The organism is Sphaerimonospora cavernae, from assembly GCF_042435035.1.
GTDB classification, from domain to species: Bacteria; Actinomycetota; Actinomycetes; order Streptosporangiales; family Streptosporangiaceae; genus Sphaerimonospora; species Sphaerimonospora cavernae.
On record NZ_JBHMQT010000006.1, the window covers coordinates 55,247 to 82,179 of the forward strand.

General features: G+C 65.8%; 20 protein-coding genes. 13 read left to right on the plus strand and 7 right to left on the minus strand.

Annotated features, from left to right (window positions below; genetic code table 11):
• Nucleotides 1-351: 351 nt before the first annotated feature.
• Entirely contained in the window at nt 352-1,041 is a 690-nt protein-coding gene (locus ACFHYQ_RS04865) for a DUF2637 domain-containing protein (protein WP_394299853.1), read from the plus strand.
• A 668-nt stretch (nt 1,042-1,709) separates the two neighbouring features.
• On the opposite strand, the gene ACFHYQ_RS04870 is transcribed toward ACFHYQ_RS04865, so the two are convergent.
• A complete protein-coding gene (locus ACFHYQ_RS04870; protein ID WP_394299854.1) occupies nt 1,710-2,666 on the minus strand; it encodes a YhfZ family protein in 957 nt (318 codons plus the stop codon).
• A gap of 41 nt (nt 2,667-2,707) precedes the next feature.
• A complete protein-coding gene (locus tag ACFHYQ_RS04875; protein ID WP_394299855.1) occupies nt 2,708-4,153 on the minus strand; it encodes an FAD-binding oxidoreductase in 1,446 nt (481 codons plus the stop codon).
• 182 nt (nt 4,154-4,335) lie between these two features.
• Here ACFHYQ_RS04875 and ACFHYQ_RS04880 point away from each other — a divergent pair, with 182 nt between their 5' ends.
• The 9 genes from ACFHYQ_RS04880 (at nt 4,336) to ACFHYQ_RS04920 (ending at nt 14,956) form a co-directional block, all read left to right on the plus strand.
• Entirely contained in the window at nt 4,336-5,424 is a 1,089-nt protein-coding gene (locus ACFHYQ_RS04880; protein WP_394299856.1) for a substrate-binding domain-containing protein, read from the plus strand.
• On the plus strand, nt 5,403-6,938 hold the full coding sequence (locus ACFHYQ_RS04885) for a sugar ABC transporter ATP-binding protein (protein WP_394299857.1): 1,536 nt from the start codon (nt 5,403-5,405) through the stop codon (nt 6,936-6,938). Before ACFHYQ_RS04880 ends, ACFHYQ_RS04885 begins: the two co-directional genes overlap by 22 nt.
• Nucleotides 6,939-7,030: 92 nt before the next feature.
• Nucleotides 7,031-7,981, plus strand: coding sequence for an ABC transporter permease (locus ACFHYQ_RS04890; RefSeq protein WP_394299858.1), 951 nt, complete (start codon nt 7,031-7,033; stop codon nt 7,979-7,981).
• A gap of 48 nt (nt 7,982-8,029) precedes the next feature.
• Nucleotides 8,030-8,728: a class II aldolase/adducin family protein gene (locus ACFHYQ_RS04895; protein WP_394299859.1), complete on the plus strand. Its 699-nt coding sequence runs from the start codon at nt 8,030-8,032 to the stop codon at nt 8,726-8,728.
• On the plus strand, nt 8,728-10,248 hold the full coding sequence (locus tag ACFHYQ_RS04900; RefSeq protein ID WP_394299860.1) for an FGGY family carbohydrate kinase: 1,521 nt from the start codon (nt 8,728-8,730) through the stop codon (nt 10,246-10,248). The genes ACFHYQ_RS04895 and ACFHYQ_RS04900 overlap by 1 nt, the downstream gene beginning before the upstream one ends.
• Nucleotides 10,245-11,828, plus strand: a complete 1,584-nt coding sequence (locus tag ACFHYQ_RS04905; RefSeq protein WP_394299861.1) for a glycerol-3-phosphate dehydrogenase/oxidase — start codon at nt 10,245-10,247, stop codon at nt 11,826-11,828. The genes ACFHYQ_RS04900 and ACFHYQ_RS04905 overlap by 4 nt, the downstream gene beginning before the upstream one ends.
• 10 nt (nt 11,829-11,838) lie before the next feature.
• Entirely contained in the window at nt 11,839-12,951 is a 1,113-nt protein-coding gene (locus tag ACFHYQ_RS04910) for an S-(hydroxymethyl)mycothiol dehydrogenase (protein ID WP_394299862.1), read from the plus strand.
• A complete protein-coding gene (locus ACFHYQ_RS04915) occupies nt 12,948-14,147 on the plus strand; it encodes a recombinase family protein (RefSeq protein ID WP_394299863.1) in 1,200 nt (399 codons plus the stop codon). Before ACFHYQ_RS04910 ends, ACFHYQ_RS04915 begins: the two co-directional genes overlap by 4 nt.
• Nucleotides 14,148-14,266: 119 nt before the next feature.
• Nucleotides 14,267-14,956: a DUF2637 domain-containing protein gene (locus ACFHYQ_RS04920; RefSeq protein WP_394299864.1), complete on the plus strand. Its 690-nt coding sequence runs from the start codon at nt 14,267-14,269 to the stop codon at nt 14,954-14,956.
• Nucleotides 14,957-15,177: 221 nt separating this feature from the next.
• Here ACFHYQ_RS04920 and ACFHYQ_RS04925 read toward each other — a convergent pair whose 3' ends face one another.
• The 5 genes from ACFHYQ_RS04925 to ACFHYQ_RS04945 form a co-directional block, all read right to left on the minus strand.
• Nucleotides 15,178-16,320 (minus strand): caspase family protein, encoded by a 1,143-nt coding sequence (locus ACFHYQ_RS04925; protein ID WP_394299865.1) that lies wholly within the window; start codon nt 16,318-16,320, stop codon nt 15,178-15,180.
• On the minus strand, nt 16,292-18,766 hold the full coding sequence (locus ACFHYQ_RS04930; RefSeq protein ID WP_394299866.1) for a GAP1-N1 domain-containing protein: 2,475 nt from the start codon (nt 18,764-18,766) through the stop codon (nt 16,292-16,294). Before ACFHYQ_RS04930 ends, ACFHYQ_RS04925 begins: the two co-directional genes overlap by 29 nt.
• A complete protein-coding gene (locus ACFHYQ_RS04935) occupies nt 18,763-19,635 on the minus strand; it encodes a TRAFAC clade GTPase domain-containing protein (protein WP_394299867.1) in 873 nt (290 codons plus the stop codon). Before ACFHYQ_RS04935 ends, ACFHYQ_RS04930 begins: the two co-directional genes overlap by 4 nt.
• The gene (locus tag ACFHYQ_RS04940; protein WP_394299868.1) at nt 19,632-20,357 is read right to left on the minus strand and encodes a TRAFAC clade GTPase domain-containing protein; all 726 of its coding nucleotides are present in this window, start codon (nt 20,355-20,357) and stop codon (nt 19,632-19,634) included. The genes ACFHYQ_RS04935 and ACFHYQ_RS04940 overlap by 4 nt, the downstream gene beginning before the upstream one ends.
• Before the next feature lie 212 nt (nt 20,358-20,569).
• Nucleotides 20,570-22,003, minus strand: coding sequence for a GTPase-associated system all-helical protein GASH (locus ACFHYQ_RS04945; RefSeq protein WP_394299869.1), 1,434 nt, complete (start codon nt 22,001-22,003; stop codon nt 20,570-20,572).
• A gap of 530 nt (nt 22,004-22,533) precedes the next feature.
• Between ACFHYQ_RS04945 and ACFHYQ_RS04950 the strand changes: the two genes are divergently transcribed.
• From ACFHYQ_RS04950 to ACFHYQ_RS04960, 3 genes are read left to right on the plus strand one after another with little or no spacing between them, the layout of a single operon-like run.
• Entirely contained in the window at nt 22,534-24,036 is a 1,503-nt protein-coding gene (locus ACFHYQ_RS04950) for a DEAD/DEAH box helicase (protein WP_394299870.1), read from the plus strand.
• Nucleotides 24,036-26,021: an ATP-binding protein gene (locus ACFHYQ_RS04955; protein ID WP_394299871.1), complete on the plus strand. Its 1,986-nt coding sequence runs from the start codon at nt 24,036-24,038 to the stop codon at nt 26,019-26,021. The genes ACFHYQ_RS04950 and ACFHYQ_RS04955 overlap by 1 nt, the downstream gene beginning before the upstream one ends.
• Complete coding sequence (locus ACFHYQ_RS04960; RefSeq protein ID WP_394299872.1) at nt 26,018-26,911, plus strand: phospholipase D-like domain-containing protein; 894 nt, start codon at nt 26,018-26,020, stop codon at nt 26,909-26,911. The genes ACFHYQ_RS04955 and ACFHYQ_RS04960 overlap by 4 nt, the downstream gene beginning before the upstream one ends.
• The last annotated feature ends 22 nt before the right edge of the window (nt 26,912-26,933 follow it).

Below are 26,933 nucleotides of genomic sequence, written 5' to 3' on the forward strand. Positions count from 1 at the left end.
ACCTCCTTGCGGCACCTCTGGCAGCGAGATCGAAAGTCGCGGCGCGTGCATCCCACGCGCAGCCGTACGCGCGCGCCCGCATGTCCAGGGAAGAGATCGCCGCCCTGCTCTCTGAGATCGGCGACGTGGCGACGGCCATCGCCGAAGTCCCCACAGACCGGAAGAGCGAGGTCTACCAGCGCCTGGGCCTGCGGCTGACGTACCATCCCGGCAAAGCAAAAGTGAGAGCCGAGGTGAATCTCAGCCCTCACATAGTGAAAAGGTTCGTGTCCGAGGGGAGACACCGCCGATACGTACATACCCTTCGCGGCGTCCACCACACTCGTTCTCCCTGGTCGGGAGCGCTGAGCCTTGGTCGGACCATACGACACTCGCGCGGTACGCCGCATTCAACGTACGACGATCGCAGGTGTTTTCCTACTGGCCGCGATCGCCGCGGTCGTCTCATTCCGGCACATGCACGAGCTGTGCCTGCGCCATGGTGAGGACCACCTGGCGGCGGTGCTCATCCCGCTCGCCGTTGACGGCCTGATCGTCGTCGCCTCGATGTCCATCCTCCTGGCCAACCGGTACGGCTCCCGCGGCGGCCTCCTGGCCTGGAGCCTCCTCGTGGTCGGCAGTCTGGCCAGCCTCGGCGCGAACGTCGCCGTCGCCGAGCCCAGCCTGATCGGACGCATCATCGCCGCCTGGCCATCCCTGGCTCTGATCGGCAGCTACGAACTCCTGATGTCCCAAATCCGCCGCTGCGCGGAAGGACGAGCAGAGTCTGAAGATTTCCCGGCCCTCCGAGCTAATCCTGTCGCCGACGCGGAAGCTGTCCCTGGCGAGCCACAAGGCGATCAGGAGGAAGACGCCAAACTCCCTGCTGAGCACAACGGGAGCGGTCGGGCGCTGCAGCGAGAGGCCTGGCGGTGGGCACAGCAGAATCGTCAGGAGGACGGAGATCTGCCCAGCGGCGTGACCATCGCCCGGGCCTTCGCCCGTAGCCCCCGCTGGGGCCGCCTGGTCAAGAAGGCCGGCCTCACTGGCGAGCTGAGCTGAAATGGAGCAAGGTTCAGCGCGAGCCCCGCTGGCGGCATGGCCGGGTTGTCAGGGGAACCTTCAATGACTTACCGAATGCATCAAGGCGTCCAGTCGCGCGACGACGTCGGTCAGGGACAGGCCGTGTTCCTCGGCCACCAGAGCCGCCAGCCATCGCGCTTCCTCGCAGCTGTCGCGCACACCGACAGGTCAACTCGGAGCTCCTCGCTCATAGACGTAGTCGAACCGACCGTCTTGTCGATGACGGCATCGATCTGCCCGAGCAGTCGTCGCAGGACAGCCAGGGTTCGGCGGCTGCGATCAGGCGTTCGACGGCCTCGGGCTCAGCGGTTCACATTTCGTCATCGGTTCACCCCCTTCGTGGTTCGTGCCGGCAGAAAGCCCTGGGCGGACAGGTGGGCCCGCAGTCGTTTACGGGCGTCGTGCAATGTCTTGTATAGTGCGCGGCGGTTGGTCCCGAGCCACTCCGCCAGCACGTCGACCGGTATTTCGTCGACCAGCAACGCGACGGCGATGCGCCGCCGGGTGTCAACGCCTAGCTAGAGGAGTCCGTCTCGTACGGCCTCGGCTAGGTTGTGTCCCTCCACGTACGCCTCGAGGGATGCGGCCGATCGCCCCTCACCAAAGGCGAGGCCACCTCGCAGCCCCTGAGGCGTCAGCCGCGCCGGTCAGCGCGGCCAAGTGAGGTCGGACATCGAGGCTAGGTCAAGGTTGGCCATCAGCTCGCGGTAGCGCTTTTGCACCTCGCCGGGCCGCAACTCGCGCAGCGCGGCGTTCGTCGCGGCGTCGACGCCCATACTGACGATGACCGCGTGCAGGTCCTCGTGGGGCAGTTGCACGCCGAGGTCCTCCAGTGGGGTGAGCTCAAGGCCGGCCAGGTGAGGTGGGATCACGGTCGGCATCGCGTGCCAGATCCCGGTGTCGACCTCTCCGGCAAGGACGCGGGCAGGAACCTCGATGAACGGGCAGTCGACCGGCTCGGTCTTGATGTCGCCGAACGTCGCCTCAGTGATGGTCGTGTGATCGACTGAGGAGCGGTCGATGGCCACCCGGGGTATAGGGCCGAGCTCAACACCGGCCCGACGGACCAGGACCAGGCTGCGGTCGGCGTAGTAGCTGCCCGGCCCGAGGTTCACGCCGACGATGCCGGGGCGCGTTCCAAGCAGGTGTCGATAGGCGCCTGCGGACATCAGCGCCGCGTTGGCCCGCCCTTGGTAGACCTCCTCCAGGCGGCGGGCCGCGCCGCGCAGATACTCGACCTGCGAGGCGATCAAGATCTTTGAGAGTGCGGTGCGGACCGCGGTGTGCGTGGCCTGCTGCTCGATGGGACCGGGCGGCGGGAGGACCAGGACGAATGTCCCCAACCCGGCGGCCGACCACAGTCGGCCTACATGTCGCGCCTCGATGGTGGTGCCCTGGTGCCCGCGTGCCTTGAGCGTCGCGGCTTTGAGCGACTGCAACTCGCGCAGTGCCTTCACCACGGTGCCGGCGCCCAGCCCCGTCTCCTGTTGGAGCAACTGCGTGGACGGCAGCCGCTGTCCGACCTCACGCTCGAGCAGGATGCGCGCGAGTTGCTGCCGCGCTGCGATCACTCCCGTCGGCTCGACGTCGTTGGGGTTGGACATGGACCAAATTCTGTCCCACTGCATGCCGAGTCGTCCAACCTCTACACCGACGCCGGTGCCGCGAGACCGAGCTTGCCCGGGTTGAGGAGGCCCTGCGGGTCCAGGGCGTCCTTGAGCCGCTCGAGGAGTTCGAACCCGCTACCCAGGCTCTGCCGGGCCCAAGGAGCGCGGGCCAGCCCGCCGCCATGGTGGTGGGAGACCTCGCCCCCGTGAGCGATCACGACCTCCATCGCCCGAATCCAGATCTGCTCGAGCCGCTCCAGGGCGGTCTCGTCGTCGATGGCGCGGCCCAGGAGAATCACGTAGAGCGATACGCCGTCGTGGTAGACGTGCGAGAAGTGGCCCAGCACCTCGTCGGCCAGCGGCGAGAGCGCCTCGCGGAGCGCCCGGTACATCGGCTCGATGCGTGACCAACTGTTGGCCACCTCGATGGTCTCGGCGTAACCGCCTGGGGTGGCCAGCAGGTTCTCCACGGTGGAGAAGTCATAGCGGCGGCCCATCCAGGCGTCGACTGGCGCCGAGCCCAGGGAGACGCCACTGGCCTGGACCAGCAGGTCCTTGAACGCCGCGTGCTCAGCGCTGGCCACCTCCGAGATCCCCTCATGTCCGAGGAACAGGACTGCCTGACCCACCGGGGCGTCGGGAGCGGCATGTCGAGCCTCGTCCGCGTCGTACAGTCGCATCACGTGCGGTCGCAGACCACGCTGCGTCCCCTGCCGCATCGCGGTCAGTGCGTGGACGACGTCGGGGAACGCGAACGCCTCGCGGATCTCGAGGGCAGGGAGCTCGAAGACCTTGAGGCTGACCTGGGTGATGACGCCCAGGGTGCCCTCGCTCCCGATGAAGAGCTGCTTGAGCGACGGGCCCATGGCCGCCCGCGGGCTCTCGCCGACTTCGGCGGTTGTGCCGTCGGCGAGAACCACCCGGTAGCCGACGACCAGCTCTTCGATCCCCCCGTACCGAGAGGAGAACTGCCCGGTGGCGCGAGTGGCTACCCAGCCTCCGATGGACGAGCGGGCCAGCGACTGGGGTGAGTGACGAAGCGTGAGCCCGCGCTCCCCAAGCCAGGCCTCCAGGTCGGAGCCGCGGACGCCAGCCGGGGCCGTCACGATGCCGTCAACTGGGTCGAGCTCGGGATCCCCCGTGAGGCCCGATACGTCGAGCACCACGCCACCCGCGAGGGGAAGGGGCTGACCGGTGACGGAGGAGCCAAGCGCCCACGGCGTGACCGGCACGCCCGCCTGGCTGGCCAGGCGGAGGACGGCCACGACCTCCGCCTCGCTCTGCGCCCAGACTACGAGGTCGGGCCGGTGCGGGTGGCGGCCGAGCTTTGCCCAGGTTGTGGCGACTGGCCAGGTGTCGTGCGAGCGGCCGTCAAGCACATCATCCGCCGCGCTCACCCGTTCGGGGCTGACCACGATCGCGAGCTGCTGCAGCAGCTCCTGAAAGGTCGGGTCGTTCTTCGTCAGAGACGTGTCGGTGGTCATCGGTACCTCATCTTGCCGGACCAATATTCAAGAAACTGAGGGAATCATAGACAAGATCCCACTGTCCGTCGACCACCAGGAGCGACTGTTTCCAGCTCAGTTGAATGGAGGACCGTTGACGTTGCATGTGATGACCGCTACGTTCAGCACTCAAGTTTCTGATTGGCGTGAAGGAGCAGACGATGAAGCTGCGCGGAGCTCGTCGACGTCACCGTAGTGGCGCGTTGTTGGTCCTACTGGCACCGCTCGCGGTCAGCGCGTGCACCTCCGGCACAGAGGTGTCGAACGCGGCTGGATGCGACCTGAAGTACTCTGTGGGCTCCGACTCGAGCGACAAGCTGTCCTACGCGGACCTCGACAAAGTCGGGAAGATCGACGTTGATAAGGGCACGAAGGTGGCCGTCGTCCTGAAGACGCTGTCCAACCAGTACTGGTCGGAGGTCAAGCGCGGCGCCGAGGCGGCAGGGAAGATCCATGGCGTCGAGGTGGTGGTCCAAGCCGCCAAGGACGAGGCGTCGGAGAGCGAGCAGCTCACCATCGCGCAGACGATGGTCAACCAGGACTACGACGCCTATGTCATCGCGCCGGTGACCGACGTGAACCTAGCTCCGGCGATCCGCTCGATCAGCGAGAAGTGCAAGCCGCTGATCGACGTCATCGAGCCCAATGTCAAGGCCACTACCTACGTCGGCGCGGATGAGATCTCCGTAGGTCGTCAGGCCGCCGAGTTCCTTGGCAAGAACCTGCCCGCCGGTGCCCCCGTCCTCCACGTCGAGGGCCAGGCTGGCTCCGTCGCGGGCGAGAACCGCACCAAGGGCTTCACCGAGGGTGCCAAGGAAGCGGGTCTGAACCTGGCGGCGAGCGGGGTGGGCAACTGGGACCAGAACACCGCTTACGACGTCACTCGCCAGTTGATGCAGCGCAATCCTGACGCGGTCGGCATCTACGCAGCCAACGACACGATGGCGCTGGGCAGTGCGAAAGCCGTGTCCGGCGTGTCCGGCGAGGGCGTCAGCGTCGTCGGCACCGACGCCATTCCGGCGGCTATCGACCGGATCCGCTCCGGCGCGATGTCGGCGACCAACACGCCTTTCCCCTACTACCAGGGCTGTAAGGCTGTCGAGGCCGCGCTGCAGCAGCTGTCCGGGAACAAAGTGCCGGCCTGGCTCGAGAGCGCGCCGACCCTGATCACGCGCGACAACGTCGACACCTTCTTCGACGACCAAGGTGTCGTGAAGGACACCGGATCATGCGAACTGCCTTCGGCGTGACCTCTCGCCCGCAGCCGTCCCCGGACGCCGGGGACGCGCCGCCGGTTCTCTCGCTGAGAGGACTCGGTCGGAGCTTCCCCGGGGTCCGGGCCCTAGACGGCGTCACCGTCGACTTCCTGGCTGGGCAGATCCACGCCCTGCTAGGAGAGAACGGTGCCGGCAAGTCGACCCTGCTGAAGATCCTCAGCGGCGTGCAGCCACAGAGCGAGGGCCAGATCCTGGTCGACGGCGTCGAGCGTGCCTTCGGGGCGCCTCGGGATGCGGACGCGCTGGGCATCACGATGGTGCACCAGGAGCTGAGCATCGTGCCCCAGCTGAGCATCGCCAAGAACGTCGTGCTTGGGCGTGAGCCGTCACGGTTCGGCGTCATGTCGATCGACATCATAGAGCGGGAGGCGGCCGCCGCGCTGGCCAAGCTGGGCTGGCATGGCGACGTTACTCGTAAAGCCGGTGACGTCGGCGTGGCTACCCAGCAGTTGGTTGAGATCGCGCGAGCCATCTACCGCGACCAGCGCGTCATCATCCTCGACGAGCCCACCGCGAGCCTCGGACCCCATGAGGTAGAGCCCCTGCTCGCCGTACTCCGCGGGTTGCGCGATGAGGGCCGGTGCCTGATCTACGTCTCCCACCGGCTCGCCGAGCTCGAGCCGCTCGGGGTCGACGCGATTACCGTGCTCCGCGACGGCCAGCTCACCGGCACCTTCAACCGGAGCATGGGCTGGACCGAGGCAGACCTGGTCCGCAGCATGGTCGGCCGGTCGGTCGAGGTGCAGCCCCGGCAGCCTCGCGAGCCAGGCCCGGCCGTCCTGGAGTTGCACCGGCTGCAGCCCTCGGACGGTGAGCCGGTCGACCTCGCTGTGCGCGCGGGTGAGCTGGTGTGTATCGCTGGCATGGTCGGGTCGGGCCGTACCGAACTGCTCCAGGCGGTGTTCGGCGCCGACCCTGGCGCTGCGGGCACGGTCACAGTGGCCGGCCGGACCGTCCCTCCCCGCAGCCCACGGCACGCCATCCGCGCCGGTATCGCATTCCTGACCGAGGACCGCAAGGGCCAGGGGCTTGCCATGAACCTGGACCTGGCCGGCAACGTCACACTCATCGAGCCGCCCCGGCGGGCCGGCGTCCTCAACATGAAGAAGCGGCGCGCCGAGACCGCCGACCGCGTGGCCGAGGTCGGGCTCCGACGCAAGCCCGACGTGGCCGTCAAGAACCTCAGCGGAGGAAACCAGCAGAAGGCCGTCATTGCCCGATGGCGCCGGACCAACAGCAAGGTCTATCTGTTCGACGAGCCGACCCGCGGCGTCGACGTCGGGGCCAAGGACGAGATCTACCGCCTCATGGAGTCCCTGCTGGAAAGCGGCGCCGCCCTCCTCGTCGTCTCCTCCGAGATGCCCGAGGTCCTGGCTTTGGCCGACCGGGTCCTGGTCATGCGCGGTCACGCAGTCGTCGCCGAGCTGTCGGGCCAAGACGTCACCGAAGAACAGATCCTCGCGCACGCGACCGGGAGCACAACATGATCCCCACTCAATCACCTGTGACCGACACTGGCACGGACGCGAGCCCATCGCCGAGCCCGCCAGGCCGGAGCCGCAGCCTGGTCGGCTCCGTCTTGGCGGCCCGCCAGGCCGGCATCCTCCTCGCGCTAGCGTTGCTGGTCGTGGTTGTCGGGCTGATCCAGCCGTCGTACTGGGACCCGTCGAACCTGGTCAACGTGCTCGAGCAGGCTTCGATCACTGGCATCCTTGCCGTTGGCGTCACTTTCGTGATCATCACCGCCGGCATCGACCTCAGCTTTGGCTCGAACCTCGGTCTGTGCGCCGCTGCGTTGGGACTCACACTCGAGGCCGGCTGGCCGTTCGCCGCGGCGGTGCTGCTGACGCTGCTGGTCGGCGCACTCGCCGGCCTGGTCAACGGGGTCCTCACCACGACACTCAAGATCACCCCTCTGATCGTCACGCTCGGCACCCTCAGCATCTTCAGCGGCATCGCCCTGCTAATGACCAACGGCCGCACCATCTTCAATATCCCGACCAACCTCGACGCCGTGGTCAACTCCCGCTTCCTCGGGCTGCCCGCCGCAGTGGTGGTCCTGGTGGTCGTGACCGCGATCGCGTCGTTCATCCTCAACCGCACTGTATTCGGCGAGTACTGCATTGCCACAGGCGGCAACGCCGAGGTGGCCCGGTTGGCCGGGATCCGCGTCGGGCTGTACGTCGGTGCGGCGTACTGCCTCCTCGGCGTGCTCGCTGGGCTGGCCGCGTTCCTCACCGTCGGTCGGCTCGGCGCGGCCGATCCGCAGGCCGGGGCCGACCTCCTGCTCCCCGTGATCGCCGCGTCCGTCATAGGCGGCGCCAGCCTCTCCGGCGGCGAGGGCAGCGTCGTCGGCGCCGTCATAGGCGCGGTGTTCATCTCCGCGCTCCAGGCCGGCCTGACCATCCTTGTGATCCCGGCCTTCTACCAGCAGATCACTGTCGGAGCCGTCATCATCCTCGCGGTCACCATCGACAAGGTGCAGCGCGGCGAGATCACGTTAGGCCGGGCCCGCGCCCGGCGAGCCTGACCCACACAGAGCCCCCTCACCACACAGAGAACAGAGAGAGGAAGCACGATGTGCGACAACGAGACCGGTAAGTTCCCGTCGCCGGACCGCACCAATCTGCGCAGCCGCATGATGCGCGTCTACGACCTGGTGTTCGAGCGCAAGCTCACCAACTTCGCGGGCGGGAACATGACGGTCCGTGCCGGCGACAACACCGTCTACATCACCCGCAGCGGCGCCACCCGCAACCAGCTCGGCCATATGTCACCCGACGACTTCATCCTCGCCGACTTCGACGGGAATATAGTCGACGGCACCGGGCCGCTGTCGGTCGAGTTCGAGTGCCACACCCGGCTCATCCGGGAACTGGACGGGGTCGAGGCCGTGATCCACACCCATTCGCCGTACGCCACCATGTTCGCCGCTCGGATGGAGCCCATCCCGGCCGTCATCGACTCCGCGCTCGCCTACGGGACGATCCCCATCGTGGACGACACTTACCGCTACTCCACCCCGCCGTTCGTTGACAAGGTCGTCGAATTGCTGGCCGACCAGCCCTCGATGGCCGCGCGCGGCGGCGGCGCGGTGCTCTACCCGCGACACGGCGTGCTCGTAGCGCACCGCAGCCTTGAGCTGGCCATCGACCTGGCCGAGCGCATCGAGTGGAACGCGCTGGCCGTGGCCTTCGACCGGGCCATGGGCTCCTCGATCCCAACCGACCTGCCGGAGCACGCCGACAAGCCGGGTGACCCGGGCGTGGGTGGCTGATGGTGGGCCACGGAGGAGGCATTGGCCTCGCCCTCGACATCGGCACGAGCATGGTCAAGGCCGCCGCGTACGACGCAGAGGGGCGGCTGCTGGCGGCAGCGCGCGCCGCCGCACCAGTGCGGCGGCCCCAGCCCGGCTACTGTGAGTACGACACCGACGACGTCTGGGCCAGCCTGCGTGCCGCCGTAGCCGAGGTCCTGGCGACGGTCGGGGGGCGGGTCGAGCGGGTGTCCTGCACCGGGCAGGGCGACGGCTGCTGGCTCATCGATGCCGACGGCGCGTCCGTGGGCCGTGCGATCCTGTGGAACGACGGCCGCGCCGCAGACATCGTAAAGCGATGGACCGAGTCTGGCCTGGCCGACATCGCCTACCGCATCAATGGTTCCGCGCACTTCGCCGGATCGCAGGGAGCGATCCTCCAGTGGCTGCGCGAGAACGAGCCGACGCGTGTCGACCGGGCCCGCTACGCGCTCTTCGCCACTGGGTGGCTCGCCCACAAACTGTGCGGCGAGGCGATCATGGACCGGTCGGACGCCAGCCTCCCGTGGCTCGACCTGCACACCGGTGCGATCTCCGAGGAACTCCTGCGAACCCACGAGCTGACCTGGTCCGCCCGGCTGCGGCCACGGCTGCTCGACGGCCATCCGGTCGTCGGCGGCCTGACCGAGGCGGCCGCTCGGGACCTCGGTGTGGACCCCGGCGTACCCGTGGTCGCCGGGCCCTTCGACAGCGTGGCCATGGCGCTGGGCGCCGCGGTCCTCGACCCCGGCGACGCCCTGGTGATCCTGGGCACCACGCTGATCGTCGAGGGCGTCACAGAGCACCCGAGCCCCAGCGGCGAGCCCGCGGGGATGACATTGGCGACGGCGGTACCCGGCCGCTGGCTGCAACTGATGGGCACGCTGTCGGGTACCGACACCCTCAACTGGGGCGCTGAGCTGCTCGACATTGCCACCGCACGCGAGTACGTCGAGCTAGCCGGCGGCTCGGTGCCGGGCGCGCATGGCGTCCGGGTCCTGCCGTACTTCTCCCCGGCGGGGGAGCGGGCGCCGTTCATCGATGCCACGGCTCGCGGTTCGGTCCTCGGGCTGACCCTCGACCATACTCGGGGCGACCTGGTCCGGGCGCACGTGGAGGGGTTGGCGTACGCGCTGCGGCACTGCGTCGAGACCCTGCACGAGCCGCCCGCGCAGTTGACCGTCTGCGGCGGTGCCTCGGCCAGCCCGGTGCTGTGCCAGGTGCTGGCCGACGTCCTGGGCACGCCGATCCGCGTGCTCGGCGGGGTGGAACTCGGCACCCTCGGGGCCGACGTCGCGGCCCGGGTCGCGCTCAGCGCCGGCGAGGTGCACACGGTCGCGCGGTCCTCGCTTCCGGAGTCGGTGCTGTACTACCCGGACCCGGCGACCTCGGCGTTCTACGAGATCGAGTACAAGCGGTTTCACGAGCTTCGCGACCAGGCCCGCCCGACCTGGGCGACGCTGGCCGATGCGCGGCGCGCGGTCGAAGGAGTGGTGCAATGACGGACTCCCTGCCGACCTCAGTGGAGCTCCTGGTGGTGGGCGGCGGCATCAACGGGTTGGCCATCACACGGGACGCCGCGGCACGCGGGCTCGACGTGCTCCTGATCGAGCGTGACGACCTGGGCGCGGAGACCTCGAACTGGTCCTCACGAATGATCCACGGCGGGCTGCGCTACCTCGAGCAGCTCGACCTGGCGCTGGTGCACGAGTCCCTGCGGGAACGCGAGACGCTCTTCCAGCGGGCGCCGCACCTGGTGAAGCCGATGGACCTGGTCATCCCTGTGTTCGAAGACAGCACCCGCAACCGGGTGGTCATCACCGCCGGCATGGTGCTCTACGACTTGCTGTCCTGGCGCAAGAGCGTGTCATGGTTCCGGCCGATGAGCCGGAGAGCGACGATCGCGAAGGTACCGGGGCTGCGACGCCAGGGGCTCAAGGGCGCGGTCCGCTACACCGACGGCCAGGTCGAGCTCTCTGAGCGGCTATGCGTCGAACTCGCGCTCGATGCGATTCGCCTGGGGGCACGGGTCGTCACCCACCGCTCGGTGACCGGGCTCGAAAATGCTTCGGACGGCGTACGGGCCATGCTGTCGGATGGCTCGAAGGTCACCGCCTCCGTCGTCGTGAACGCGGCCGGCCCGTGGGTCGACGAGGTGCTCGGCGGCAGCGGCAGGCGTCTGATCGGCGGCACTCGGGGCAGCCACATCGCGCTCGCGCGTTTCGAAGGTGCGCCAACCAAGACGGTCCACTTCGAGACCGAGGATGGCAAGCCGCTCCTGGTCATCCCGTGGCGCGGCGTACTGCTGATCGGATCGACCGACCACCTCGACGACTCGCCCGACCGCAAGCCTGCGGTCAGCCCGGAGGAACGCGCGCTCCTCGTTCGTCAGGTCAACCGGCTGTTCCCTGCCGCGAGGATCACCGAGGATGACATCCTCTTCGAGTACTGCGGCGTCCGTCCGCTCCCGTACGTCGAGGGCAAGGCAGCCACGGCAATCACTCGCCGTCACTACCTGCACGCACATTCCGAGTTCAACAACCAAGTCATCTCCGTCATAGGCGGCAAGCTAACTACTCACCGCAGCCTGGCTGAGGAGGCGGTTAACGCCGTCCAGCAGCGGCTCGGCCCGGTCACCCCGTGCGCCACAACGCTGTTGCCGTTCCCGGGTGCCACGACCCCGACCCGGGTCGAGCACGAACTCGCTGCTTGGGCCGACCTCGGTGTCGCGCCCGAGGTGGCCCAGTCGGTGGTAGACCGCTACGGCGCGCTGTCGGCGTCAGTGCGGTCGGTCGTCGCGGAGGACAAGGCGCTAGCCGAACCGATAGACGACGCGTTCGTACGCGGCGAGGTCGTACACGCGGTACACCGTGAGCTGGCCGGCTCGTTGGCTGACGTAGTCCTTCGCCGCATGGTCGTCCGCTTCGACCTGGTCTCGGAAGACCTCGTGGACGAGGTCGTCAAGACCCTGGTCGAGCACTGCGGCTGGGACGACACCCGCGTCGCCGCCGACCGGGCCGAGCTGATCGCCGCCTTGACCAGAGTCGGCGTCCACACTCTCACAGCCGCTACGAAGGAGTAGGTAGGTACACATGCAGCAGGTCCAAGCCGTGGTCGCCAGAGCGAAGGGTGCCCCGGTCGAGCTGGCCACGATCAACGTCCCCAACCCGGGTCCGGGTGAGGCGGTGGTGAAGGTGCAGGCATGCGGGGTCTGCCACACCGATCTGCACTACCGGGAGGGCGGGATCAACGACGACTTCCCGTTCCTGCTGGGCCACGAGGCCGCGGGTGTGATCGAGTCTGTTGGTCCAGGCGTCACCACAGTGGCACCGGGTGACTTCGTAGTGCTGAACTGGCGCGCGGTGTGCGGCGACTGCCGGGCGTGCGACCGCGGGGAGCCGTGGTACTGCTTCGCCACCCACAACGCGACCCAGAAGATGACGCTTGCCGATGGCCCTGACGCCGGCACAGAGCTGACCCCGGCGCTGGGAATCGGGGCGTTCGCGGAGAAGACCCTGGTGGCTGCCGGGCAGTGCACCAAGGTGGATCAGTCGGCGCGTCCAGCAGCCGTGGGCTTGCTGGGCTGCGGGGTGATGGCCGGCCTTGGTGCGGCGATCAACACCGGCGCGGTCACCCGCGGGAAGTCCGTCGCCGTCATCGGCTGCGGTGGGGTCGGTGCCGCCGCGGTCGCGGGCTCCGCGCTGGCCGGAGCCTCGCCGATCATCGCCGTCGACATCGACTCGAAAAAGCTCGAGACCGCGAAGAAGATGGGTGCCACACACACCATCGACTCCTCGCAGACCGACCCGGTCGAGGAGATCAAGCGGATTTGCGCGCAGACCTACCGTGGCGCCGACGGCGCCGACGTGGTCGTCGAGGCGGTCGGGCGGCCGGAGACGTGGAAGCAGGCGTTCTACGCCCGTGACCTCGCCGGGACGGTGGTGCTGGTCGGCGTACCGACGCTGGAGATGAAGGTGCCCGACCTGCCGCTGATCGACGTGTTCGGCCGTGGTGGGGCGTTGAAGTCCTCCTGGTATGGCGACTGCCTGCCCTCGCGGGACTTCCCGATGCTGGTCGACCTCTACCAGCAGGGGCGGCTCAACCTGGACGCGTTCGTGACCGAGGAGATCGGGATCAGTGACGTGGAGGCGGCGTTCGAGAAGATGCATCACGGTGACGTGCTGCGCTCGGTCGTGGTCCTGTGACCGCTCGGATCGACCACGCGGTCTCGTCGGGCACGTTCAGCTTGGACGGGGAGACCTTCGACGTCGGGGTGTCCCGGAGGGTGCCATGGCAGGACCGTCCGAAGGCGGCCGAGCTGTTGGAGCTCATCAGCGGGCCGGATCGCCCGTTCGACGCGATCGTGGTGGGCGAGTACGAGCGGGCGTTCTTCGCCGATCAGCTCAACGAGTTGCTGCCGTGGCTGGAAGAGCGCGGGGTGCAGGTGTGGCTGCCCGAGGCGGCCGGCGCGGTCGAGATGGGCAGCCCGACCCACCAGGCGTTGATGGCCGTGCTCGGTGCGCAGGCACAGCGCGAGGTGGTCCGGGCGCGCCACCGGGTGCTGGCCGCGATGCGGGTGCAAGCGGCCGTGCAGGGCCGGTACATGGGCGGCCGTCCGCCGTACGGGTATCGGCTGGCGGACGCCGGCCCGCATCCGAACCGGGCGCATGCCCGCTGGGGGCGCCGGCTGCACCGGCTGGAACCGGACCCGGCCACTGCCGCCGTCGTCAGGTGGATCTTCACGGTGCGGCGGGCCGGGCGGAGCATCGCGGCGATCGCCCGGCAGTTGAACGAACGGCGCATCCCGTGCCCGTCCCGAGCGGACAGGGCGCGGAACCCGCACAGGTCGGGGGAGGGCTGGACGGTACGCACCGTGGCGTCGATTCTGGAGAATCCCCGCTACACCGGCCGTCAGGTGTGGAACCGGCAGCGCACCGACCATGATCCGCACTCGGTGAGCAGTCGATCCTGGAATGACCACTCCGACTGGGTCATTTCAGACGGTCAGGTGCATCCACCCCTGGTGAGCGAGGCCGACTTCGTGGCCGTGCAGGCCGTACGCGCCGCGCGGGCGACCGTGGACGGCGACCTTCGCCGCTACCGGTTGTCCGGGCTGGTCATCTGCGGGCTGTGCGGGCGGCGCATGGACGCGCACTGGGCCAACCAGCGGCCCGGCTACCGGTGCCGGCACGGCCACACCAGCGCCAAGGCCCGGACACCTGATCAGCCCAGGAACCTGTACATCCGCGAGGACCGGCTCCTCGACATCCTTGCTGCTCGCCTGAACCTGACCGACCACGAAAAGATCAGCCCATACCTGAAGACCAGCACGATCGCGATCGTCTGTGGTCCCGGCGTGGTGGACATCCGCCCGGCCGAAAGCACAAAGCCCGGTCCGTAGGCCGGGCTCCAGCTTCAACAATCCATGGGGTAGTTGCGTGTCCGAGAGACACCGCCGATACGTACATACCCTTCGCGGCGTCCACCACACTCATTCTCCCTGGTCGGGAGGGCTGAGCCTTGGCCGGACCATACAACACTCGTGCGGTACGCCGCATCCAACGTACGACAATCGCAGGTGTTTTCCTACTGGCAGCGATCGCCGCGGTCGTCTCGTTCAGGCACATGCACGAACTCTGCCTGCGTCACGGTGAGGACTACCTGGCGGCGGTGCTCATCCCGCTCGCCGTTGACGGCCTGATCGTCGTCGCCTCGATGTCCATCCTCCTGGCCAACCGGTACGGCTCCCGCGGCGGCCTCCTGGCCTGGAGCCTCCTCGTGGTCGGCAGCCTCGCCAGCCTCGGCGCGAACGTCGCCGTAGCCGAGCCCAGCCTGATCGGCCGCATCATCGCCGCCTGGCCATCCCTGGCCCTGATCGGCAGCTACGAGCTTTTGATGTCCCAAATCCGCCGCTGCGCAGGAAAGCGGGCAGAGGCTCAACACCCGCCTGCCCTCAACTCTGCTCCTGCTGCCGACGCGGAAGCTGACCCTGTCGAGCAACAAGACGATCAGGAAGAAGGCACCGAGCTGCCCGTCGAGCTCAACGGGAACAGCCGGGCGTTGCAGCGAGAGGCCTGGCGGTGGGCGCAGCAGAACTGTCAGGCAGACGGAGATTTGCCCAGCGGCGTCGCTATCGCCCAGGCCTTCGCTCGTAGCCCCCGATGGGGCCGCCTGGTCAAGAAGGCTGGCCTCGCCGGGGAGCTGAGCTGAAGCTGACGCTTGGTGAAGAATCCGCCTCGCATGACCCATCTTGCTGTATAAGGACCTTCTCAGGTCCTGTCGCATCAAGTTCCGACGGGATTCCCAGTCTTGATCGTCGTGCGACCGATCTCAACAAGATGGGTGAAGTGCCGACCAGCGGCGATCCCATGGAGCACGTCGATGTCGCGGTCGTGCTGCACCTGCCGCCGGGCCACGTGTGGCGGTAGTCGTCAGAGCGACGCTACCAAGACTGTGAGTTCAGGGTGGCGGGGGAAGTCGGCGAGCGCGGTTTCGAGCAACGTCCGGATGCTGATTCCGTGACCGCCGCCCCCGAGTCGGAGAGCGCGGAGTGCGGCGAACCAGTTCGCTCGCCCTGTTGCGGTTAGCGTGAGGCGCGAGACATCACCGCCGGCCCGTGCCCATATGTCCTGGTCGGTAGGGCCAGTGGGATAGAGGTCCGCCATAATCTGTTCGAGGTCGCGCCATCGCTCCGGAATCGGTGGGCTTGGGTTAGTGGGTGATTTCTTCCCGCCTAGGTCGAGGGCAACCGGGAAGTTGTCCTCAACGTCTGAGGCCTTGAAGATAGGGTGCTGGTTGGCAACGGTACGGGGGACTTGTTCGGCGACAAAATTGAAGATGTCGAAGACGCGAATAAGGCCATCGCCATTTGTTCGCGCCTTGCCCTTGAGTGCCTGGAGCAGGTGGTTGGTGAAGACGCTATTGCGGGCACCGGGCAGCACGAATGACACTTCGCTTGCCCGTGACGATGAGATGATCACGCGGCCAATACCTTGAGCGAGTCTCTGCAGAGACTTCTCGTCGAATCCTGATCGAGGCTCTACTGGTTGGCTCCCCTTCAAGATGCCTGCGCCACCGGAATGACAGGCATCCAGAAGAACAAGAAGCCGCCCTGCTCGTATACTACTGAGCGCTTCGGAGAACTCTGCTTCCAAAAGTGAGGTTCCCGTTAGATTGTCGAGGCGGCAGTCGACGGGTATGAGAGCGCTGGTTTCTACTCCGCAGGATTCGAATCGGCCACCGTGACCAGAGAAGAAAATCACTACAGTGTCGTCCGAGCTAGCCGACAATGCGAGTTCGCTCAGCTCGGCACGGATGGCGTCCAGCGTGGCCTCCTGGTTCAGTAGCATGCGCACGCATTCGGGAGGAAAGCCACAATAGTCAGGCGCTTGAAGGACTGAGGCGATGTCCCGGGCATCGTCCAGGACGGCGTCGGGAAGGACGTTAGCCTCGTGGTAGTCGGCGACGGCGATGATTAATGCTCGGCCATTACTGAAGGTCACGGATTCGGTACTCCGTTTCTGCAGGGTTGTCGCGTGTGAACGCTCATCGACGGTCTCCGAATTCTCGGTCATCCGCTAGAAGACTGAGGGAGGAATTGTCAGGGAAGTCGCTTCGCATCTGATGTAGAAGGCTTTCTATGCGTGGTTGCGTGCTTCCATGCCGGGTCCGGGCGAGAGCTTCCCGCCACTGAGTACGTCCGCTTTGGGCCCATGCGAGGTCGGCGTCACGCCCGCCAGCGCGTTCCCAAAGTCCGTTGTAGCCGGGACCCGTTGGGTAGAGCTCAGCGGCCAAGGCTTCGAGCGACTCCCACTTTTCGTCTGCGCTGATCTCCGTAAGGTCGTATCGCCAGCGGTCCCACCAGCCAATCAGCGACAGGCAAGCACGCAGCGCCGGTCGGGTGTCTTGACGGCCGTGACGCAGCATCGACAAGAGTTCGTCTGCGACCGATTTCCATCGGCGTTCTCGTGTCAAGCGGCCGATCGCTTCCGAATCTTTTTCTGGGAGAGGACACGTACGGATTGCCGCGGTGCGGAGCCAGAGGCGGAACCGGTGCTCCCTAAAGGCGGCAAGGGCCCCTACGACCTTGACGGCTTGGCCGACGCGACCGCTCGCGAGCCGAGTGAGCAGCTGGTCGAGTTCCGGGTCGGCGAGGACCATGGTCTGGAGTTCCGGTTCTACCGCGGCCCCGGAACCTGGAGCTTGGTCGAGCCAACCCCGGGCGGTCGCCCGGAGCATGTCGCTCCGAGCTGGCTCCCTCAGTTTTGGCCAGAGTTCGGTACGGCGGACGAAAGCGGACAGATCGGCTAGGGGTGTGAGCGACAGGCGGGTGATGAGTTCGGGTAGGACAGCGCGACCATCGAGCAGATCGAACAGGATCGTTTCACATGCCGAACGCGGATCGGTGGGCCCGCGCCAGGCCTCCGGATTGTGTTCCAGACTGGCCGACCAAATCACCTGCGCCGTGTGACCGGACAAATCTACGTGGGCGAGCAGCCCCGGGTCATCCGCCACGCATTCGGCGGCGAGACCTATGACCCGCGAGTCAGCGAGGCTGATTGCGCAGTTGACAATCTCGCCTGGCACGGCGTGTCTAAGTGCCAGGCGAATTCCTTCCACCCCGGGCGATGGTTCGGTTGCGGCTTGGAGGCGTACGGCGTTGGCCGGCTCGAAAGCGGCTGCTGCCGTCGCTCCGTGCAGCCGGTAGAGACACTGCTCTCGTGCGAATTCTAGGATTCTGTGAGCAGCCTCGAGGCTCAGCGTGCGAGGGGCGGTGTCGATAAGAACTTGCTCCAGCGCTTCGTCTGCCTTGATCGTGGTCAACACTGGCTGGACGATGGCGGGGTCGGCCTCGGCCCATCGCCAGAAGGCTCGGGCGAAGTGGTCCGCCGTGCGAGCGGCGGCCGACATGCCGTTCAGGATCGCGTCCCGCCAATTCTCCGTGCTTCTTGACGCATCTATTGCATCAGCGAGCAACAAGATAAAGAAAGCGTCCTGAAGCGGAGAAAAGGTGTTCTTCGCCAGCCACCGTGACAGTTCTGCCCACACGCACTCGGTTTCCTTGAAACCTTGCGGTACAAGGTTGCGGAGCGATAGGACATCCTCAACCGAGGCTTCACCAAGGTGCTTGACCAGCCGGTCCAGCAGGTCCGCTTTGCGGATGGCACCACGAGCCGGGTCCGGTGACAGCCGGTCGATCAGACGAACGGCTGCGAGCGTGCCGCCGATGGTGCTTGATTCCGAGATGGAGAGCTGATGAGCCTTCTCTAACAGGATAAGGTGGTTGAAGCTCGAAATGTCTGCGCCTATCTCCTCGGCGAAAGCGCGCAACGACTCGCTCTCGCGACGCCCACAGAGGAGAGCGGCGGCCAGCGAGGTAGCGGGGGCAGACCGCGCGTCGAGCAACCGATGCCCTCGCCAGCGTGATACGAGCCCGGGGGGCGTGCAGACCAGCGTAGGCTGAGGGGTCTCGACCACATCGGCGGGGCCGAAGCTCAGCCGAAAGACGAAGCTCCGGCGAATTGCTGGCCAGAGTCTTCCCCAGAGCGAAATCACGAGATCATCAAAGCCGTCAGTGCCTGGTCGTACGACGGGTCCGGCTCCATGCGTAGCGAGGGCCGCCGCCGCTGCTGGCAGATCAGGTGCTTCTGGCGGGACCTTATCTCCGAGCGTGAGGTCAAGTGTCCGGAGGTTCGCGGGAGCGGTCGGCTCGCTGATTAGCCGAGCGAAGAGCGGTCGGAGATCTGACGCGACGACGATCTCCTCTAGCGGCGTGATGAGGGCGTGGGACAGAACCATGCCCGCCCTGACGACCCCCGGGTCCAGGAAGATGCGTGCGAGCACATAACGGTCCTGGTAGGGGAACCCTACGACGAAGGGTGACCAGGCCACCCCGAGTGGCGCTGTATCCGGCAAGTCGAGGCGCGAGGCGAGTTCGGCAGCGGTCCTACCGTCGCCGGTGGCGACCCTGAGCGTGTGACCGCCTCGCACCTCGCCGAACACCGCCTGCTCGACGATCACTCTGGGGCCCTTTGTCCGCTCTGCCGCTGCCCGAGACTGTCCAGGAGCAGATGGATCGGCAAGGTGAGATCCGTTGACCGATTCCCGTCCGGCTGGACTACGTAACCGAAGTGTTCGGCGCCACGGGCGACGTATTCGTCGTCCTGCCGTTCCGGGCTGAGCGAGCGTCCCAAGGCCGACAGTCCCATGACGAACGGTGTGTGCCAGGTGGAGCGGAGGAATTCCCAGAGCATTGGCAGGCGGGCTTCGAGCGCCACCGTCGGTGCTAGGTCGAGGCCGAGTTCGTCCCAGCAGGTGAGCAGCATTCCAAGCCGCGGCCGGTCCAGCGGGCGCCTCCCACCGGCGCCTGCCACGTAGATCAGCATTTGCAGCAGTTCTATGAGGCGCGCCTGATCCGAGATTGGTATCTCTCGGTTCTCAGCTGACGCGTCGCGGAGACAGACTAGCGGGCGGGAGAAGATGTCATCATCCGTCCGCGTTTGCTGAAGCCGGATCAAAAGCAGCCATGCGCGGGCATTCCGCACGCGCGCCAGCCAGGCGTTTTGCACGCGTCGAGACGAGATCATAGTCCTGATCTGCTCTCCGCCGTAGTCGGGCCAGACAAGGTCTGCTCGCCGCCCCGCCGCGTCACGTACGGGCCAGAGGCTGTCGACATAGGTCGTGGTGGCCGTATGTCCAGCCGCCATTCCCTCATCGAGGCTCGCGAGCGCAGCCTCGAACGGGTCGAGGTTCGTCGCGTGCCCGTCCATGCGCAGGGCGCCATCACCGTTCGTCAGCCGCCTGAGTAGTTGGGCACCGTAGTGCGTCTTCCCGACGCCGCTTTCGCCAAGCAGGAGGATCGAGTCCCCGGACAGACTCACGCGGATCACACCCCATACAGGAAGAGCGGGTCATCATTGATCACCGTGCGGGGCGGCAACTCGACCCTCGGCCGCCGGGCTTTCAGGGCCCAGTCCAGAAGGTCGGTCCAAGTGGATCCAGCCTCGACAACGCTGACCGAGAACTCCACAGCGTCAGGCATGAGTTCCAGCACCGACCGGCGAACGGAGTCTTCTATCTCCGGAGCGATCTCGACGTCCGATTTCGTCCACACCAGCGCGATGGGACGCGCCCTTCGCTCGGCAGCTAGTCGGTGGCACAGCCGCTGCAGCGCGCCGCGCCCTGCGCCCCTGCGCTCGCCGGCGAGCGCCTCGCGATCCGCGATGAGAAGCAGGACATCCGCGTGCTCGGCGACCCACCGTGCCCCCTCGGCCTCGGGCGTGTCGCGGTTCATCGCCCACCGCTGAAACCATTCGCCCGGCGCGTCGGTCAGCAGGTAGTCCCTGGAGCGCTCGCCGACTGCGTCCCAGAAGGACAGATGCAGGAGACCCGGGGCGCGACCACTCCGGCTGGTTGTGTGCGGTGGAAAGCCCGGCAGCTGACCGGGAGACCAGCGCAGCGATCTCGCGACAGCCTCCCAGCCGTCGAGGGAAAAGGAGCCAGCGAACCGGCGGTCTTTGAATCTGGCCGTGCCATTACCGAGGAGTAGGTACCAGGCTCCGAGCAGCGTGGTCTTCCCCGCGTTCTCCAGTCCGACGATGCCGACAATCACGGGGCGGGCGCAGCCCGCAACGAAAGCGAGATCAGCGAGCCCAAGCGCGCTTCCCGACCACGGTAGCAGCGCATGATCGCCCGGCTCAGCTTCCGCCGAGTCCGTGGCGGGCTGGGCGATCCAGTCGGAGCAGTTCGATAGGTCGACATGGCCGACACCGCAACCGGTGTCGGGAGCGAAACAGTTCTGCCTCCCGCATCGCTCCATGCCGACTAGCCCTTCCGCCCGCGGCGCTTGGCGGTTGTGTAATTCGTCACGGCCTTGACCGCCTGAAGCTCGCGGAACACCCAGATCGCCCAGCTCGGCAAGGTGAGCTCTGTCTCCGGAGACAGGCCGGTCAACCGCCTGAACTCCTCTTCAGTATGCGAGGCACGGACTTCGGGATGAGAGATCAAGGCTAGGACCGAGCACCGACCTGCGGGAACAGCAACCAATTCGGTCCCGGCAGCGCGGAGTACCGCAAGTCCGGCATGCTCTCGCGCCGTCGCGACCAGTTCGCGGATCGAATGGGTCTCGCTCGGGTCAACGCTAGGCAGGCATAGGACGGCTTCCGATAGGAATGCCGCCACACTCGCCGGGGAAAACGTGGGAATCTGCTGGTGAAGGTCGAAGGCCATCAGAGGCGCCGCGACGTCCTGCGGCAGGTCACGGTAGCTGAGCCGGGCGGACGGGGAGAACAACGCTTCCTTCCACCACAAGAGGTGGGTCCGGCGCTGGAGCCCGGCCGTAGCGGTGCTCACGGCTCTGAGCGTCTCGTCGACATAGGCGGAGATGCCGACTACCAGGCTTTTTAAGGCACCTGTCAGATCCGCTTGATCAACCATTGCTTCACTCACGACCGCCTCGACGGTGTCGGCTGTAGCCTCAGCCAGGCGCTGGCCAAACTCGGTTACCCAAGGTGCGTTGTTCTGCGGCCAGTGCGGATTCCCATTCGTGGCGATGGTTGTTCCTTGTTGCGGGTTGTGGAACTGCGGACCCGCGGCTGCCCGGTACAGCTTCCTTAGGTGGTCTCGGTCGACTGGCTCGACCGTCAAGGTCAGTGGGTTCGACTCTGACAGCTCGATCTGTGGTGCAGAGACCATGATCGATGAAGGCGTCGCCCACTCCTCCTCGGCTCTCGTGTCCACCCTGCGCTCGATCTCCGGGACGACGTCTGCCCAGATCGCCTGCTCACCGGCAGCCTCCATATGGGGGAGAATATTTCGCGCCAGCGCAACGAAGGCCGCCCCGATGCGTCCGTCTGCTGCCGCTGCCTGCGCTAGGGCTTCCAAGAGCATCGCTCGGATGAGGGTCGTTGGCGTGCCGGAGAAGACGTTGGCGTAGGTAGCCCAGCGCTTCCTCAGCACGTCCACAACCTCGCTGACGATTGGATCGTCGTCGGGGATCTGCGGGTCGAAGGACACTAGGGAGAAGGGAATCGTCTTCGACGGCGTCTTCCGAAGGGTTGCAGCGAGGTCGCTGGCAGCCTGCTGCAGCCTTTCGAGCTTGCTGTCGTCCCCGCGGACGTCGAGGAGCCCTCTGTGGAGAAAGCGAAGCAGAACGTCCTCGACCAATCTGGCCCCCATGCGCTGCACGCCGAGCGTGACCCAAACCCCCGACCTCACGGCGACCCAACCGACAGGGTCGAGCCGAAGCCTAGCGAACATGGTCCGTTCTCGGCGAGCGTGAAAACTTGCGCTGCGGCGTCCCTTCGCATCTCACTTGAGCTTTGCGCAGAGGGATCAGGGGTGCGTGGTGTTGAGGTGGTTCGCCGGCGACCTTTACGTCGAATAGTCAGAAAAACCCACCACACGTCTGGTTGCGAGGCCAGACGGTCAGCCGACCGAGGACCGACTGTTACCTGGGCACAGCGATGGACTGAGATATTCAAGTAGATGCCGTAGCATCCGCTCTAATAGCCCACGTGGCAAATGATCTTCGAAGCGATGTGTGCGGAGGATGCCGTTCAGATGGACTGCATAGTTGCAGTGACTCGTCCCGCGCCGCCATCTCCCCGCGCACAAGTTGGTCTCCGGTTCGCTGGCCTGTCAGCTACCCCCTGGCCTCGGCGTAGCGCCTCCATGTGGGCTACAGACTACGATCTTCCGTCGGGGTCCAACCGCCTGTGAACGACCGGTACACGATCTTCGACCTTCTAAGCACCTCGGCACGAGCCCGAACCCTCGTTGACCCCCGAGTGGTCCGCACGATTGCCGGGCTTGTTCGAAATGGCCTCGTCTCAAAGATGCCGGCCGATGCGGTGCTCGCTGCGGCATCTCTCGGTGATCCGGTTTCAGCCGTCCGCCGCCTCACCGACGTCGGCGTTCTCCCTGATGAGCTACCGGAAGAGCAGCGCCAGACACTGTCGGCACGCCTGTCGTTGGGGCCGGCTGAACTGAGCACGCGAGGGATTCTCGCGAATCCCGGTCGCGTTGCGGTCTTCCTCGGATTGCCGGAGGCCCACAGCGACAAGGCGACAGCTCTGCCCACCGGGGCCGCTCCGACATACGGACTTTTTCCCCATCAGCGGCGCGCCATCGCGCAAGCGCGGTCGTTGCTAAGGAAAGGCAGGACCCGTCTTCTGCTGCACATGCCCACGGGCTCCGGGAAGACCCGTACGACCTTGAGTATGGTGTGTGACTTCCTTCGAGAACACGAGGGACGACCGGTGCTCTGGCTTGCGTCCACGCGCGAGCTTCTCGATCAGGCGGCGCGGGAGTTCCACCGTGCCTGGGCCGCACTGGGCAACCGCGAAGTCCCCATCCTGGCCGCATGGAGCGGTCAGGAGTGGCGCAGCGATGACCTGACAGACGGTCTCCTTGTGGCAAGCCTGCAGACGCTCTACTCACGTCGGGCCGAGCCCGGGTTCCTCCGCGACCTTGGACGCCGGGTGGGACTGATCGTCTTCGATGAAGCTCACCAAGCTATCGCCCCTACCTACCGGAAGGTCGTGCAACAACTGTCCGTAGCGGGGCAGCCGATTACGCCCATCGTTGGCCTGAGCGCCACGCCGGGGCGTACGTTTGTCGGTTCCCCTGCCGACGAGGAACTCGCGGCGTTCTTCGAGCACACCAAGATTGAACTAGACGCCGCGGCGGATGGTGGCGCAGTTGGCCCTGTCGAGTACCTGATACAGCAGGGCTACCTTGCCAAGCCTGAATTCCGACTGCTGGGTGAGCTGCCGGACGATGAGGACGAGCCGGCCGCCGACAGTGACGACCCGGCCGAGTTGGGGATGGACGAGGACGACTACCTTAACGAAGTCACTGCCGCAACACTGCAGCTGGTCAAGGAGTCGCATCGTCGGATCATCGTCTTCGCGGCTTCCGTTGAGTTGGCCCATATTATCGCGGCGACATTGCGAGCGGCGGGGGTGCTGGCTGACGCGGTTGACGGCACTACGGCGCCGGAGATCCGCGACACTGCGATCCGCATGTACAAGAACACGGCTCCCGTTGCTCGCGTGCTGGTTAACTACGGAGTGCTTACTACAGGATTCGATGCTCCGCAGACGAGCGCGGTCGTAATAGCCCGCCCCACGCGTTCACTTGTGTTGTACAGCCAGATGGTCGGCCGCGGTATTCGGGGCCCTAAAGCCGGCGGAAACAAGAAGGCCGTAGTCGTCACAGTTGTCGACCCATCCGTTCCTGCATTCGGCTCTATAGCTGCTGCTTTCACGCACTGGGAGGACTTGTGGTAGTGCCAGATATCAAAGGGAAGGAAGCGCCCCTCCTTTCCGGTTCGCAAACTGTGAAGTCGATCCGGGACACAGGTTACAAGGGCACCGACTATGCCCTAGCCGAATTGATCGACAACTCGTTTCAGTGGGGCAATGCCAACACGGTGCTGCTGGTGATCGTGCAGCGCACGGTGCAAGGCAAGGCGCGAGCAACGAAGCGGGTTGATGAAATCTGGGTCATAGACGACGGCGAGGGCATGACGGACGGGGCGCTGAACCTCGCGCTGTCCTTCGGCGGCTCCGGCAAGTACGACGACCGGTCCGGCATCGGCCGGTTCGGCATGGGCCTGCCACAGGCGAGCGTCTCGCAGTGCAAGCGGACAGACGTGTGGACCTGGCAGAAGTCGCAGCCGGAAAACGCATCGCACACGTACCTCGATCTGCAGAAGGTCGAAGATTCCGCTAAGGAAGCACGGCTGACGGTGCCCTGGCCGACCTATCCCTCAAGCCCGGACTACGTCCCTATGCCTGACTGGGTCCTTGACGTCTTCAAAGAACATGCCGTTCCTGACACATCCATGGGCCAACCGGTCTACAGCGGTACCGCGATCCGATGGACGAACCTCGACAAGCTGCGTTGGGTGCGCGCAGAAGCAATGTTCACGCACACCGAATATCTTCTCGGTCGCGTCTACCGCAACTTCCTGACCTCTAAGAATCGACGGCGCAGCATCAAGGTCGCCGTCATGGAAGGGGACACGTTGGGCGGGCCCGACGTTTTCAAAGACGTTAGGCCCAACGACCCGTTGTACCTGCATCCGGTGGCTGAGACTACGCTGGAGTACTGGGAAGCGGCCGCGGAAGACGATAGAGACGGCCTGATTCGAATCACAGACGAGCCGCCCTTTGCCGAGCACTACACGTCCCGCGATTTCGTCATTCAACGGCCGGACGGCCAAGGCACCTCGACCGTTCACGCCCGCCTGTCGTTGGCGAAGCCCAAAGCGAGGCCCGGACGCAACCCTGGAAAGGACACCCACCAGGGACGCCACGCCCGCGAGAACTCTGGTATCTCTGTCATGCGGGCTGAGCGCGAGTTAGTCCTGGAGAAGACCCTGGCGCAGGAAGCTACTGACCGCTGGTGGGGTGTCGAGATCGCGTTCGCCCCGTGCCTCGACGACATTTTCGGAGTCACCAACAACAAGCAGGACGCCCCTTACCTTACACAGGCACTACGTCTGGCCCGTGAGCACCATCTAACTAAAGACGAGGCGATCGAAGAGGGGCTGTTCGACGAGGAACACCCCATCGCGGAGCTGTACGACATGGCGCACCAGCTCGTCGCCCTCGTTAGCCAGATGAAGCAGGAAGGTAAGAACGAGAAGCAGGCTGCCACCAACGCTCGACGAGCCCAACCAGCCGTCACGAGCGTCGCCTCCAACGCCAAGAAGACCCGCTCCGCCGTCAGCCCAACACCTGGCGAGGCCGACTACGCCAACACCAAGCCGGACCCCAGCAAGGCAGCCAAAGCGATCGAGCAAAAGCTGGAAGAGCAGGATGTGCCGGCCGAGGTCCGCGAAGCGATCATCGCCAACTACCAACGTGGCGTAACAGTGCAGGTGATTGACCGCCCCGTGAAGCAGGCACCAGCGTTCTTCTGGCCCGACGAGGCGCTTAACCTTGAGATCTTATGTATCAACAACGCTCATCCGGCTTACAGGAGTCTAATCGAGCCACTCCGCGTCTCGAACGAGGAGATCGAGGCGATGAGCGAAGACGAGGCCAAGAGGCTACTGGTGCAAAGCGCAGATGCCGTGACGTGGCTTCTGCTGGCGTGGTCGCGCTACGAGAACGAGCACCGGACGAGCCCGCTCATTGGGAAGATCCAGGAAATCCGCGAAGGGTGGGGTCGCCGCCTCGCGGAATACGTTGAGGACCAAGCCTTTAAAGCAGCCTCACTATTCGACGGAGAGGATGAGACCCAGGACGGGGAGGGCGACACGTGACCCCGCCGGAGTTCGACCCCCAACGCTGCGGTGAACGCCTCCTGGCGCTCGTGCGAGATGCGAAAGTCGTGACGATTGTCGCGCCCTTTATCACCGTCTCGGGAATTGAGCCCTTGCTGTCAACGCTTCCCGCTGAGTGCTCACTGGAAGTGATCACCCGATGGCGGCCCGACGAAGTGGCGGCTGGGGTGAGCGACCCGCGCGTGCTCGATCTCGTCATCCAATGCGGTGGGACTGTGGCGCTTCAGCCTGTCATGCATGCGAAGGCGTACTTTGCCGATGCCCACGCCCTGGTCGGTTCCGCGAACGTGACCTCAAACGGTATGGGATGGCATGGCCCAGGTGCCGTTGAGCTCCTGATCGAGACTGCAGCTGATGACCCCGCACTCATGTCACTACTGACCGTGCTAAGGGGGACGTCGGTGGCGGCCACCGAGAGCGACCGCGATGCCGTCCTTGCCGCTGCAAGGATCCTGCCACTTGCGCCGGTCCGTGCACCTATCGAGGCAACAGAACGTAGCGACTGGCTGCCTACCTATCGGCCGCCCGAAGTCCTCTGGCGGGTATACACCGGTCAACGTGAAGAAAGCGTGGCGGAACTTGTCCGACCAGAACTGGCCGCATTGGGAATACCCACCGGACTGGCAACAGAGGAAGCATTCAATACATATGTGGGGGCCATTCTCCGGCAAGGATTCACCGGACGGATCGCACGCGAATGTAGCAACCTGACAACCATGAAGGCCGTCCAGCGGCTCGTTGATCTCTGTGGCGAGATGGGCCGCACGATCGACGATCCCGCGGATTCATGGGAGACCCTTGCAGCCTGGATCGCCCATTTCCTGCCCTACTATCAGCGCATCATGGGAGGCACCAGACTGGTCGGCTAGCGCCACATCCCAATCGGTCGCC